Origin of the sequence: Fibrobacter succinogenes subsp. succinogenes S85 (assembly GCF_000146505.1) — a bacterium.
Classification (GTDB): domain Bacteria; phylum Fibrobacterota; class Fibrobacteria; order Fibrobacterales; family Fibrobacteraceae; genus Fibrobacter; species Fibrobacter succinogenes.
This window is the reverse complement of sequence record NC_017448.1, coordinates 2,218,552-2,232,267: the sequence shown is the minus strand read 5'-3', so window position 1 is coordinate 2,232,267 and position 13,716 is coordinate 2,218,552. Positions and strand designations below refer to the sequence as shown.

Annotated in this window: 12 protein-coding genes; 2 read left to right on the top strand and 10 right to left on the bottom strand. The window is 51.3% G+C overall.

Features of this window, described 5'->3' with window-relative positions; translation table 11 throughout:
* Window positions 1-2 precede the first annotated feature (2 nt).
* Genes purM through FSU_RS09250 form a run of 3 tightly spaced genes read right to left on the bottom strand, consistent with a single transcriptional unit; the run spans window position 3 to window position 3,083 of the window.
* Complete coding sequence (gene purM, locus FSU_RS09260) at window positions 3-1,028, bottom strand: phosphoribosylformylglycinamidine cyclo-ligase (protein ID WP_014546161.1); 1,026 nt, start codon at window positions 1,026-1,028, stop codon at window positions 3-5.
* A gap of 39 nt (window positions 1,029-1,067) precedes the next feature.
* Complete coding sequence (locus FSU_RS09255; RefSeq protein ID WP_014546160.1) at window positions 1,068-1,868, bottom strand: cyclic nucleotide-binding domain-containing protein; 801 nt, start codon at window positions 1,866-1,868, stop codon at window positions 1,068-1,070.
* A gap of 3 nt (window positions 1,869-1,871) precedes the next feature.
* Entirely contained in the window at window positions 1,872-3,083 is a 1,212-nt protein-coding gene (locus FSU_RS09250; protein WP_157747944.1) for an ABC transporter substrate-binding protein, read from the bottom strand.
* A gap of 187 nt (window positions 3,084-3,270) precedes the next feature.
* Between FSU_RS09250 and FSU_RS09245 the strand changes: the two genes are divergently transcribed.
* Window positions 3,271-4,140, top strand: a complete 870-nt coding sequence (locus FSU_RS09245; protein WP_014546158.1) for a hypothetical protein — start codon at window positions 3,271-3,273, stop codon at window positions 4,138-4,140.
* A gap of 30 nt (window positions 4,141-4,170) precedes the next feature.
* Here the strand turns inward: FSU_RS09245 and FSU_RS09240 are convergent, their stop codons facing one another.
* Complete coding sequence (locus FSU_RS09240) at window positions 4,171-4,929, bottom strand: PIN domain-containing protein (RefSeq protein ID WP_014546157.1); 759 nt, start codon at window positions 4,927-4,929, stop codon at window positions 4,171-4,173.
* A 155-nt stretch (window positions 4,930-5,084) separates the two neighbouring features.
* Window positions 5,085-6,020 (bottom strand): tetratricopeptide repeat protein, encoded by a 936-nt coding sequence (locus FSU_RS09235; protein ID WP_015732023.1) that lies wholly within the window; start codon window positions 6,018-6,020, stop codon window positions 5,085-5,087.
* Between the two features lie 224 nt (window positions 6,021-6,244).
* Between FSU_RS09235 and FSU_RS09230 the strand changes: the two genes are divergently transcribed.
* Window positions 6,245-6,454 (top strand): hypothetical protein, encoded by a 210-nt coding sequence (locus FSU_RS09230; RefSeq protein WP_015732022.1) that lies wholly within the window; start codon window positions 6,245-6,247, stop codon window positions 6,452-6,454.
* 114 nt (window positions 6,455-6,568) lie between these two features.
* Here FSU_RS09230 and FSU_RS09225 read toward each other — a convergent pair whose 3' ends face one another.
* The 5 genes from FSU_RS09225 to secA all read right to left on the bottom strand — a co-directional run bounded on the left by FSU_RS09225 (window position 6,569) and on the right by secA (window position 13,660).
* The gene (locus FSU_RS09225) at window positions 6,569-8,410 is read right to left on the bottom strand and encodes an ABC transporter substrate-binding protein (RefSeq protein WP_014546154.1); all 1,842 of its coding nucleotides are present in this window, start codon (window positions 8,408-8,410) and stop codon (window positions 6,569-6,571) included.
* 18 nt (window positions 8,411-8,428) lie between these two features.
* Window positions 8,429-8,749 (bottom strand): nucleotidyltransferase family protein, encoded by a 321-nt coding sequence (locus tag FSU_RS09220; RefSeq protein WP_014546153.1) that lies wholly within the window; start codon window positions 8,747-8,749, stop codon window positions 8,429-8,431.
* A gap of 43 nt (window positions 8,750-8,792) precedes the next feature.
* Window positions 8,793-9,893: a metallophosphoesterase gene (locus tag FSU_RS09215; RefSeq protein ID WP_014546152.1), complete on the bottom strand. Its 1,101-nt coding sequence runs from the start codon at window positions 9,891-9,893 to the stop codon at window positions 8,793-8,795.
* Entirely contained in the window at window positions 9,890-10,522 is a 633-nt protein-coding gene (gene tmk / locus FSU_RS09210; RefSeq protein WP_014546151.1) for a dTMP kinase, read from the bottom strand. The genes FSU_RS09215 and tmk overlap by 4 nt, the downstream gene beginning before the upstream one ends.
* 159 nt (window positions 10,523-10,681) lie before the next feature.
* Window positions 10,682-13,660, bottom strand: a complete 2,979-nt coding sequence (gene secA, locus FSU_RS09205) for a preprotein translocase subunit SecA (RefSeq protein WP_014546150.1) — start codon at window positions 13,658-13,660, stop codon at window positions 10,682-10,684.
* Window positions 13,661-13,716: the final 56 nt, after the last annotated feature.

Here is a 13,716-nt window from a genome sequence, read left to right as displayed (position 1 = left end):
GATTAGTCGCGGAACTTCACCTGCTTGGTGCCGGCGACGACTTCACCGATCTGCGTCCACTTTTCACCCTTAGCTTCGAGGTGAGCGACGACTTCAGCCTTGTCAGCCGGGTCGATGAAGATGAGCATGCCCATGCCCATGTTGAACGTGGAGTACATTTCGTCCTTTTCGACAGAGCCAGCCTGCTGGATGAGCTTGAAGATCATCGGAGGATCCCACGTGGTGCGGTCGATAATCACGTCGACGTTGTCCGGGAGGATACGCGGGATGTTGCCCTGGTAGCCCGAACCCGTGATGTGAGCAAGGCCCTGAATCTTCTTCTTGTTGCAGAGGTCGATGAGGCTCGGGTAGTAGCTGCGGTGCGGAGTTGCAAGAGCTTCGCCGATGGACTTGTCCATGCCGTCGACCATGGTGTCGACCTTGTAGCCGGCCACGTCAAAGAGAACCTTACGAGCAAGAGAATAGCCGTTTGTATGGAGACCCGTGGACGGGAGACCGAGGATGATCGTACCCGGCTTGATCTTCTTGCCGTCAATGATGTTTTCGCGTTCCACGACACCCACGATCGTACCGGAGATATCGTAGTCACCCGGACCGTAGAAGCCCGGCATTTCAGCAGTTTCGCCACCGATCAGGACGAGGTCGTTTTCGCGGCAGGCCTTGGCCATACCGGCAACGAGCTTGTCCATGACACCCGGTTCCAGGCGGCCCGTAGCCACGTAGTCGAGGAAGAACAGCGGACGTGCGCCCTGAACGAGGATATCGTCACAGCAATGGTTCACGATGTCCTGACCCGGCAGTTCGTGCGTACCCATTTCGATATCGACCTTGAGCTTGGTGCCGACACCATCAACGGAGCTCACGAGGACAGGGTCCTTCATGCCGAGGTGGTTCAGCGTGAACAGGCCACCGAAGTTGCCCACGTCGCCGAGAACGCCCTGGTTGAAAGTGGTACGGACGGACTTCTTGACACCGACCATTGCCTCATCGGCACGTGCCAAGGAAACTCCTGCGTCTGCGTAATTCATCTTTTTTCCTTTGCCCTACGAGCGGGCAGCGATTTGGCCCTATTTACGGGCGCTTTGTTTTTCATCAATATTTCTGAGCGCATCAAGGATGAGGCTTGTGGTATCCGACATCTGGTTGATGTTTACGACATCGGGCATCACGTGCGTATCCAGCTTGAACAATGTCTCATCACCCCAAGAAAGCATCTTTTCGAGTGCATCCGGACCTGCAAGCTTGCCGCACTTGGCACAGCAGATTCGGCCATCCTGGAAAGCGATAAAGCCCGATTCTCCGGAGCATTCGAAAATGACCGTTCCGGTAATGCGGCTCTTTTCCATCGTCTGCGCAAAATCAATAAACGGTAGAACCTTCGCCGAAGCCAAAAGCGACAAGCGTTCGAATTCGTCAAGCGCCTGGTTCTTTGCGCGGAGGCGGTCCGCCATCACCTTGTAAAGGTAAAGCAAGGCGCTCGGATTCTTGTCGAGGAACTTCAAAAATTCCGCCTTCGGAATGTGAAGCACCGTGCAGCCGTCTTCGGCGGCAATAATCGTATTGGCGGTAGGTTCGCCACACAGGATAGACATTTCGCCAAAGCAGGAGCCGCTTTCCAAAGTCGCAAGCGCACTGTAATGGCCGTCCGGGAGAATCTGGCCGCAGATGATAACGCGACCACTCTGCAAAACGCAGAAGGATTCGCCTTCGATTCCGCCCTGGAGGATGATTTCACCAGCGTCGTATTCACGAATCTGGGAATTTAAAAGCAGATAGTCTGCATACTCTCTCGGGACCTGTTGCAAGAACGGTACACCGAGGTCATATTGAGCAGAAATCCAGTCTCCAATACCTGTGTGTGACATCATACGTTAAAAATTATAGATATTTCTGTACCATTTGTAACTGGTGTCTATCGAATTTACCCCCGGAACGGACCCTTTTATGCATTTTGTAAGATTCCACAGGAGTTCCGCCGGACGCGTGATGGCCCCTTCGTAAAAATCGTTGCCTGCCCCAAGACCCTTGCGCCCATCATTCTGGAAAACTTTCTTCTCCTTAAACGCCTTGATATTTTTCACGCGAGGTTCAAGGGCAAGGATTTCGTCCGTCGTTGCAAACATGGACGGATTGACCCAGACATCAACGCTATCGGCAAGCGCATAGACCTCTTCAAACGAGAATGTAAGTTCACGAGAAGTATCGGAAGCCCACATGTAGCAACCACCCGCATCGCGGACCAAGTTAGCCGTAAAGCTGTTGCCGCCAGAAGCATGCCAAACACCACCGTAGGACATGCCAGCGAGAACGCGAGGACAATGTTCAGACGAATGGCGAGAGACGAGAGACGAGAGGGAATCTGCAGAAGCAATCAAAGCCTTTAGTGTTTCGTATTTTTGTTTCTCTTGTTTGAAAATGGTATCGGCTTGAGCGCGGAGGCCAAACAGAATTCCGTACAACTTAATCCATTCCAGTTTTGCAAGCGGAGTATTTTCTTGCCATTCGGACGTGAGCATCAACGGGAGATTGGTTCTTGCAATTTGTTCGTAGTTATCGTAATCACCGCCTGTAGTAAAGTCAAGAACCAAGTCCAAATTAAGAGCCATCAATTTTTCCAGGGCGCTTGCATCGTAGCCGATACTAGCCACAGACTTATTCTGCGCACGCTCGTACAAAACACTATCCACGATGTACTGCCCATCCGAGACACCGACAATCTTGTCGCGAAGCCCGAGCCTGAGCATGTAGCCCACCTGCGAAGTCGAAAGGGCCGCTACACGGTTAAGCGGCACACGCAATACCACCGCCGAATGCCATTCTTCCGGGAACCCGCGATGTTGCAGATCCATCCCAAGAGAGGCGGCCGCTGAATCCATCATCACGTATTTATGGACCAACGTATCCTTACCGACCACGGAACGCACAACCGCGACATCAACCCCGCACAGTTTACCAATCGAGAAATAGTCGCTCACGACCGGTTCAAACTGGACGGACTCGCTGCATGCAGTCACCGGCGCTTTTGATTGTAAATTCCCTTGAGCACTTGACTCGTCACGACAGCCCGTCACGGCAATAACCAAGACAGCGCAAATCCAGGTAAAAGCAAAAAAACTAAACCGCCCCCCTCGGAACGAATGACAAAACGGCACTAATTTATTGATTTTCAACATTCTATCGTAAATTTTCATGCACAAAACCAGAAGATAATGTATTTTATTGTTTGATTTAATGTCTCTTTTTGAGAGTCCCTATTAGGAGAGAGCCTTTATGAAGACAAAAATAGCCTCTTTATGCCTGGCCGCGGTGTTTAGCATTCTTGCATTTGCCACCAATTCATCTGCAGCCGAAGAAGGATTTTACGACAAAGAACACATCCGCGGCTTCATTTCCATTGGTGGAGATTTCCGTGGCATGTTCCCCGGATTTCAGGACTACATAAACACGGTACCCTTTGCAAGCGGTGCATTGAAGCACAAATACGGCACGGACACATCCCTCTATTACGGAGCCGCAAAGTACAGCAAGTTCAATAAGTTCTACCCCGGTATTCATTTCAATATCGGTGCGCAGTACAAGCAGTTCATGACCTGGTTCGATATCAACTTTGCCATCACGCAAATTTCTGAAAGACCGAAATCCACAGTTACTGCATACGCTGTTGACTCTACAGGCGTTCCTAACGGAGTCACATCCGATTTCCCTCTCTACGATGCACGCTGGTTCAACTACGGTGTCGACTGGATGTTCGGCTGGAAGCTCCTCGGTGAAAATGCATTCTTCAACTTGATCCCGGCCGTGGGTATCGGATTCAACATGATGAATATCCACTTCACGTCTAATTACGTTGTTACAAACGAATCAAGCAAAGATGAAACCATCATGCGCGACCGCTACTATAGCACCATGGCCGCCACGTTCAACGCAGAACTCGAAGCACGCCTTCAGTTTGAACAGTTCTCCATCGGCCTCTACGGTGGTTACCGCGCTGTGCGCTACAACGAACTCAACGTTGAAGGCGACAACCTTGATACCACCATCTTCAACACCGACAACGATGGCGATACCTGGTTTGTAGGCCTCCGCATTGGCTGGACATTCCTCAGCCCATGGGAAAAGAAACAGCAGGACAAGATTTAAGAACGAACTAAATTCGAAAACTTAAAATCGCTAGCCAAGCCCCGCCACTGCGGGGCTTTTCTTGTAGTCAGGCTTACATGCAGGCGATTCGTCAAGCGATGCCATGATCTTTTGCAAGTACGCACGCCAAATGTTCGAATTTGCAGGCTGCGGGTTGTACGGCAGCATGAACAAATTCTTTTCGGCAAAACGCTTAGGCGGATACATCTCGGCCACTTCCTCCATAGCCACATAATAGCCGCTCTGTTCCCGCAAGCAGGAATCCGTTTTCCAGTAAACCGGAGTATCTCCCTTTAAGTACTCAAAGTTCCAGCCCAGCAAGAGCGTCGGGATACCTTCGCGCTTGAGACGTTCCGGCAAAGTTGAATACTGCCCCTGCGTACTCAAAAGCACAAGGGCGTCTATCCTGCGGTAGTAGGCGCAAAGGGATGCATCTTCAATCAGCTGCAAGTTCGGCCCCATCCTTTTAGCATTTTCCGCCGAATTGTAATGCACTTCGAAACCTGCCAGCGCAAGCTGCTTTTCAAAACGGTCCATGCCGCTGTCAACTGGAGATTCAGCTCGATCCTCAAATCTCACGTAAGGGTGGTAATAATGCGACTCAATCTCTATAGGGCAGCCATCGTGGCCAAAAAGACGCATGGCGTAATCCCGTACCCAACCCTTGAGCGCCTTGAAATCCAATCGCGAGTGATACCGATGGTGCCTGAGGTAATATTCATTGACCTTCTTGAGCGTATAGCCATCCAAAAAGAATCCAACACGCAGCACTGACAACTTTCTCGACATAAAAACCTCCTGATTTTTAAACGTGCTTCTATTTATTTAACACGCTTTTTTGTCGAGAATGGACTAAAAAATTTTCGCTAATTTTTGTTAACAATTAAAGTGGACAGTAATCAGTGGTTAGTAAACAGTTTGAATGATCACTAACTCCCCTACTGTTAAATCAGTTTGCGGTCGGTAAGGTCGTCAATGAGGGAACCAGGCATCCACTTCTTGATTTTCTGGTAATCCGGGTCGTTGAGCTTTTTGCGCTGTTCTTGGGACTTGGCTTCATCACCGGCATCGTGGTAGATGCGGATGAGGTTCAATACGGAGCACCAGTATCGAATGGACTTTCCTGTACGTTCAAGGTAGTCTGCGGCACTTTTTTCGTAAATAGCGGCGGCTTCGTCGTAGCGTTCAAGCCTGTAAAGCATGTCGGCCTTGATCTGGAGCATCACTGGATGATTCGGAGCCTTCTTGAGGCCACGTTCGGCAAGCGAAAGGCCCGTCTTGTAGTCCTTGCGGTCATAGTGCATCCAGATGAGCGGAGTCAGGAACAGCGGCCAGAAACGTGCCGAACGCAGGGAGCCGGAATCGAGAATTTTGAGGTAGGCCTCGCGATTGTCCGACTTGAATGGGAGCCAACCAAAGCTGTTATCGACATAGTACGCGTAAATCGCATAGAAGGCCTTGGACTCATAATCCTTAGCGTCTTCGAACTGGCTTGCGGCAGAGCGCGTCTGCATGGCGCCCTTGACGGAATGGCCTGTCTCGGTAAGCACGTAGCCTATCTCGAAATTGCGGAGCGCATCCCACAGACCTTCGGTCTTGCAGGTTTCAAGATTCTTGGCGGCGACCTTGAGCGATGTCGTATCGCCCTTGTCGTCGTACATGCTCACGCGGATGATATTCTGGAACACGCATCCTACCCCATCGTTTTCGAGACGGAGCTTGCGGGCCAGGTTGAATGCTTCGACGTAGTTGAGTTCCATCGTCTTTTGCGTGACCTTTTCGGCAAGTTCGTTTTGCGCCGGAGAAAGTGCAAAAGAAAGCTCGTCGGCAACGGAAATGCCGGCGACCATTAACAGCGGTGCGATGAATCTCTTTAGCATTGTCTGTAATTTAGAAACTTTCGTCCGCACGCACCATCATCCATTTTGGAATATGGCAAACCTTGTTTCTTGAGGTAAAAAAATGTATAAATACAATAGATGTTAATAAGAAATAAACATCTTATTAACATTCTTTCAAGAAAATTGAAGCTAAGTGGTTATCAGAAGAGATTTTATAAAAACTCGCCTAGGCGCCACAACAACTCTTTTCGATGGAGGCCACCATGAAGATGTTCCACAAGACACAAACTGCGGCACTCTACTACCTGCTCCACACAGGATTCCAAGCCTTCAAGGCTAGAATCAAAGACGAGTTAACCTCCACAAGCGGCATCAACCTCGAAGACATCATGGACGATTCGAACCTCTACGCTTATTACCAGCAAGGAGAATCGGCGGACTTCGTGGCGGCATGCATCGCAGCAAACTGCTAGTTTCTCTCTCTCAATTCCGGAATCACCGGTTTTACTCCTAGAAAAAGGACCCTACGGCTTTAGCCGCAGGGTTCTTTTTTAAATCGAGAAATATTCCGAGGATGACACGTTGCGTTACTTCTTCTTTTTAGACTTGGCGGATTCTTTTGCCTTGTCCTGGCGTTCGCAAGCCGTCACAACTTCAAATTTGCCCTTGTTCACCGTCACGATCTTTGTGTTGGCGTTTGCACCACGACGGAACTTGATATCACCATAGATCCCCTTGAAATCTTTAGTCGCATTTATGTAATGCGTCATGTCGTCGTCATTACCCGAAACAGCGGAGAATGCCGTAAAGATGATGTTTGCGGCATCGTAGCTGAGACCGCTTACCTTGTCTTCACCCGGCTCAATGCCCCAGCGGGCGGTAAAGTCCTTCACGAAGTTCGTGTAGGCGGCATTTCCTTTGTTCATATCCAGCCCTGGAACACTGAAGTAGGAACCTTCAACAAGGCGCTTGCCCTGAATCAAAAGTTCACGACCGTACCAGCCAGATGTTCCGAGATACGTGCCGGAAACCTTGTTAAATGCGGCCTGGCTCACCATGGCTCCTGCATCTGCCGGGTTTGTAGCCGGAATGAAGAGACCCGGAAATTCAACAGTAGAGTCAGCGAGGTAAAGCTTGCGGTCACGCGGGTTCACAGAGTTCAAATCATTCAAGCCCTTAGCAATATTGCGACGGCGGTTTTCCTGATTGAAACGAACATCGCGCATAAGGTTGAATTCAGTCTTATAGTCCGGGCGACCTTCTTCGTAATTGCGGAAGCCGACAACAGCACCGCCACGACGTTCAACAGCGCGAGTAAAGCTTTCAGACATGGCCGTACCAAAATCACCAAGCGGACTCATCACGCCAAATTCGCGAATGTCAAGACACTTGATAGCGAAGTCAGCAATCGTCTGGGAGAGGATGTCCATGGTGAGGTTCACCTGGAAGATGTTCGGGCCAAGCTTTGCAATGCCAGCGTCCGTTGCGGTCGGAGTAAGCATCGGCACATGCTGGAAGTTACTGCCAAGCCATGCAGCGACAGACGTTGCAGGAGCGCTCATGATAGGACCGATAATGGCAATAATGCTATCCTGGTTCACAGCGCGTTGCGTACGCATGAGAGCGATAGCGGCATCGGCGTGCGTGTCCTGGAAGATGATGTTCACCTTGCCCTTGAGGTTTGCCTGTTCGTAAGCGAGGAGGGAACCCTGCACAGCGGCAGCACCGAATTCGGCGAAGTCACCGGAAAGCGGAGCGAGCACGAGCACGGTCGGAAGCCCTGCACCAAGGCCTTCAAGAGCGCTGATGCCCTTCTTGGCGGTCTTCTGCAAATTCTCGGAAGAAGTCGTCTTGAGAACCTTCTTGTACCAGTACCTCGCAGCGCGGTAGCGCTTGGCGTTCTGGCATTCGCGACCGATCTGGAGCTGTATCCAGCCCATCACTTCGCGGTCAACAGGATACTTTTCAAGCAATGCCTGGAGCTGGTCTGCGGTAAGGAGGGATGCCGCCAAAGTCTGGATAGCGACATCTTTAGCACGAGACCTTGCAGCTGGGTTAGTCGAGTAAGAAAGCACGCGGAGCATGGCTTCGACACCATCAAACACAGAACCCTTTTCGACATCGACAACGGCACGGGCAAGTTCCATACGTTCGCGGTAAGCGGACTTCACATGGTATTCCAAGAAGCGGGAAGCCACATCGTAAGCATCATCCTTCTTGCCTGTGCGGAGGTAGCATTCCGCAAGCATGACAGAAGCCTTTTCGCCTTCAAGCTTACGGAAAGATGCATTGTAGATTTTCTGCAGCGGAGCAATCGCGTCCGAGCAACGACCACTCTTGACCACCGACTTTACCTTTTCGACATCGTCCTGTGCGAAAGCCATGGTAGAGAGGGCTGCAGCTAAAAATAGGGGTAACAAGCGATTCATATTCAAACCTCGCCAGCCTTACTGGAAGCTATCGGCGGCCTCCTGAATGACAGAATGTTCTTTCTTGATTTGCTTTTGAAGAGACTCGGGGAGCTTGGACCAGTCGACAATATCGACACGGAACGGGAGTCCACTTTCAACAAAGGCCTTTTCCACCGAAGTCATGTCATCAAGGGATATAGGGGAGTCCGAGATGACTGCCAATTCCAAATCCGTATCCGGGGTCAAATCTACGCCCGTGACACGCGTGCCGTACGCCCAAACTTCAAAGCCCTCAAAATGGAGCCCAAGAATTCTCTGTACGGTTTCCAACTGATCCGTTTCTAAGCAAAGAGTCATAGTTCCCTAAAATATAGTTAATGTATTTTGACACAGACTGTCATTACAGCCGGTCAGGTACAAAACGGAGGAACAAGAGTTCCGTATCGCTACCGATACGAACCGGGGGACCCCAGGAATCAACACCACTGGAAACGAGCCATTTGACCTGATCCAGTTCGCCAAGACCATAGGCGAGGCGCCAGACCCAGTCAATAATGATCGTTCCCGGGAAAAACTGGCCATTGTGCGTGTGGCCGGACATGGCAAAGTCGGGACGGCGGCCAGGGTGGTCTTCTTCAATGCCACGCGGCTGGTGATCAAGGAGAAGCCAGGGAAGTCTAGATTCTTCGGCCGTAGGGCGCAAGTCAAAAAGCGGCTTGCGTTCGACAGCTCGCATCTTGGCAACGCTATGGTCTACACGGCCAGTAATACAGGCAAAAGGCGTGCAAACGGTAGAGTCTTCCAACACGACGAAACCGTTATTTTGCATCCACTTTTTAAAGTCACTGCCTTCGCGTTCAAGGAATCCTTCGTGATTCCCGTCAATAGCAATGGCAGCCATCTTCGCGGTTGCGGCAAGCTTTTGCACCAGGAAGTCGTATTCCCAGGCAGAGAGCGTTGAATCCACAACGTCCGAAAAGTCTCCGCCAAACAGCACCAAGTCCGGGTGGAGGCTATCACTCACGTGAACGATGCGTTCCATCTTTTCACGCTTGAAAAGTGGGTCAATGTGGAGGTCGCTAAAGAAGACTGCCGTAAATTCCTTTTCGGTCGGAACAGCAATCTTGAACTCGCGAACATGGAAATTCTCATTTGTGCCAGCGCCTGCAATACGGAAGATAACCGTGAGTAGCACGGAAACAAAGAGCAAAAGTCTCGCCACAGAAATTTCAACACGGCGATCAAGCGGCTTCTTGACGACAGCACGGCGGATACCACGGATAATCCACCAGAGGATATAAAGGAAGAGCGCTTCGGCAAGCCAGACAGCAAAGAAGGACATGCCAAGCGATGCAAAATAACTTGTTCTAAACAAGAAGCAGATGGGGAGGAGGATTACCGAAATTCCGGCAATGACGCTTCCCTTGATTCCAGGCGCCACCATCCTGACATTAAAGAACAGGAAAAACACGCCGAAAATGAGTATGAAGAAAAAGATCATTTCAGTTTCGCTTTAATAAGTGAAAGGACATCTTGATGGACTTCGTCGGGAGTGCGGTCTGCATTGACGACGCTCACGCAATCGCTGTAATCGCGACCTGCAGCGAGGTAGCCTTCGCGGACGCGCTCGAAGAATTCAGCCTTTTCGCTTTCGAGGCGGTCAGGGGCGCCACCACGAATGGCCATGCGCTTGCGGCTTGCTTCAACGGTCAAGTCGAGAACTACGGTGAGTTCCGGGAAGCAGCCTCCGCACGTGAGTTCCGTGAGACGCTGGACTTTATCGGCACCGAGCCCGCGGGCATAACCCTGGTAAGCAAACGTGCTCCACGCAAAACGGTCGGCGATGACGATGTTGCCTGCATCGAGTGCGGGTTTAATGATTTCGTGAATCACCTGGGCGCGGGCGGCATTGTACAGCAAAAGTTCGGTATCATCTGCCATGATGCCCTTGAAAGCGGGGTCGAGCAAGAGTTCGCGAATGCGTTCGGAAATTTTGGCACCACCGGGTTCACGCAACCTCACGACCTTGTGGCCTTCGGATTCTAGCACGCGGACAAGCATGTCGATTTGTGTGGACTTTCCGGAACCGTCAATGCCTTCAAGGCTGAAAAATTTCTTCGCAGTTTTCATAAGAACAAATATGCAAAAATTTTTGGGTGGTCCGCACGCTTTAAAAAGGAGATGCCCGACCAAGTCGGGCATGACAACATAAATAAAAAATCCTCGGCGGGGAAGCCAAGGATTTTTCAATTACGTTTTGTGCGAGAGTGCTCGCGATTCTTGGCCGAATTATTCGACGTCCTTGCCGTGGCACTTCTTGTACTTGAGGCCAGAACCGCACCAGCAAAGATCATTGCGGCCGAGCTTTGCACCAGCCTGCTGCTGAGCACGCTTCACAGCGGCAGCAAGGGCGGCATTAGCAGCAGCACGGTTCGGGCGAGTGCCCGGGAGTGCGCTCTGCGGCATCGGCTGAGCCTGCTGATCTTCGGAAAGGGCGTTCGTCTCGGACGAAGCTGCCTGACCGGCAAGACCTGCGGCCTTTGCGCCTTCGGCACTCAGCTGTTCAGCAGATTCCTGAGACGGCTGTGCATCAGCGGATTCGGAAGCATTGACTTCGCCAGCGTTACCTGCGGCAGCGGCGGCTTCTTCAGCAGCCTTGCGTTCGGCATCAATCTGTTCCTGGCTCTTGAGCTGGAGCTGGTCCGGAGAGACCGTCACACCGTTCGGGAGCGTGATGCGGATGTTCAAAATGCGGAGAGCCGTAAGCGTTGCAATCTTTTCCATGCAGCTTTCAAACATCTTGAAGCCGTCGTTCTTATAGACCATCAGCGGATCCTTCTGGGCGTATCCGTGGAAGCGGATAGCATCCTTCAGCTGGTCCATAGCATACAAGTGTTCCTTCCACACCTGGTCAATCGTCATGAGAAGGAAGCGACGTTCGATATTGCGGAAGTCGGCATCCGGAATAATCTTCGTGAGCTTGTCGTAACGCACCTTGCAGAGGTTGATGATTTCTTCGAGCACCTGTTCCGGCGTCTTCGAAACAGCATCATCAAGCGTGAGGCTGTATTCCATGCCGAGCGTGCGCTGCAAGTCTTCATGCAAGCCTTCGAGGTTCCACTGTTCCGCGTAGCTCTTTGCCGGGATGTAGTTGGAAACCTTGATATCGCAAGCGTCTTCGATGCGGTTCATGATTTCGTCACGGATATCTTCACCGTTCAAGATGCGGCGGCGGAGCCCGTAAATCACCTTGCGCTGTTCGTTCATCACGTTATCGTAGTCGAGCAAGTGCTTACGGATATCGAAGCTCTGGCTTTCGACGCGGCGCTGAGCACCACGGATAGAGCGGGAGACGATCGGGTGGGTAATCACTTCGTCTTCGCCCACACCAAAACGGTTCATGAGGTTCTTGACGTTGTCGCCACCGAAAATACGCATCAGGTTATCGTCGAGGGAAAGGAAGTACTGGCTAGAACCCGGGTCACCCTGACGACCGGAACGACCGCGCAACTGGTTGTCGATACGGCGAGATTCATGGCGTTCCGTACCGAGCACATGCAAACCGCCGAGTTCAGTCACTCCCGGTCCAAGAGCAATGTCAGTACCACGACCAGCCATGTTCGTTGCAATCGTCACCTTGTCCTTGTGGCCTGCATACTGGATGATTTCAGCTTCGCGGCCATGGTTCTTGGCGTTCAAGACTTCGTGCGGGATACCTTCCTTTTCAAGCATGCCGTGGAGGATTTCGGACTTTTCAATGGATGCCGTACCCACGAGGAGCGGCTGGCCCTTCGCATGGCGTTCCTTGATTTCAGCAACAATGGCGCGCCACTTGGCATCTTCGGACTTATAAACGAGGTCCTGCAAGTCCTTACGGATGCACGGCTTGTTCGTCGGAATGACCCACGTGTTCATGTTGTAAATCTTGATGAATTCCGTTGCTTCAGTTTCAGCCGTACCAGTCATACCAGAGAGCTTCTTGTACATACGGAAGTAGTTCTGGAACGTAATCGTTGCAAGCGTCTGGTTTTCGCGACGGATCTGCACGCCTTCCTTGGCTTCGATAGCCTGGTGGATACCGTTGGAATAACGGCGGCCTTCCATCAAGCGGCCCGTGTTTTCGTCGACGATGATGATCTCGCCGTCACGGACGATGTAGTCGACATCCTTTTCGAAGAGATACCAAGCGCGGAGAGCGTTATCGAGGAAGTGAACCCAGTCGGCATGTTCGCCATAGAGGTTCGTAATGTGCATCAAGTCCTGGATGTGGAGCACGCCCTTTTCCGTAAACTGGATGTTCTTGTCCTTTTCATCGACAGAGAAGTCCTTGTTCTTGACGAGCTGCTTTGCAATTTCGTTTGCCTTTGCGTACTTTTCAGTAGCGTCTTCAGCAGGACCACTAATGATAAGCGGCGTACGGGCTTCATCAATCAAGATGGAGTCGACTTCGTCAACAATACAGAAGTTGAGTTCGCGCTGCACGAGCTGGTTCGGTTCCACCGCCATGTTGTCGCGGAGATAGTCAAAACCGAATTCGTTGTTGGTACCGTAAGTCACGTCGGAGTTGTAGCTTTGACGGCGCTGTTCAGCATCAAGACCATTCACAATGAGACCGACCGTAAGGCCGAGGAACTTGTAGACCAAGCCCATCTGCTTAGCGTCACGGCCAGCGAGGTAATCGTTCACCGTCACCACATGCACGCCGTGGCCAGAAAGACCGTTCAAGTAAACCGGGAGAGCAGCGGCAAGCGTCTTACCTTCACCGGTAGCCATTTCGGCGATGGCACCTTCGTGGAGCACGAGACCACCGATCATCTGCACGTCGAAAGGCAACATGCGGAACGGCTTCACGGAATCCGGATAGAGTTCGCGAACCTTGGCGTAGAGGGCAGCGGGGAGGTAGACTTCCCATTCGTTCTTTCCGCTTTCAAGTTCGGCCTTGGCCTTGTTTGCAGCTTCCTGGAGTTCCGGGCCGAGACGGCTAAAGTCAAAGCCAAATTCCGGCTTGAAGATGTTGAAGATACCGAGACGGCGGTCGCAAGCTTCACGGCAAACGGCAAAGGCATCAACCTTGATATCGTCGAGGGTAGCTCCATTATTCAGCTTTTCACGGAATTCAGCGCTCTTTGCAGCAAGTTCCGCGTCATCAAGCGTTGCGAGAGCCTTGCAGGCTTCGTGAATCTTTGCAATCACCGGGCGGAGCTGTTTCACCTTACGTTCATGAGGTGTACCAAAAATCTTATGGAGTACTGTATCTACAATGCTCATGGTTGTCCTTGATTAAAAATTAAACGTGGTTAAAAGTAGCAAAAGATGTGCCAAAT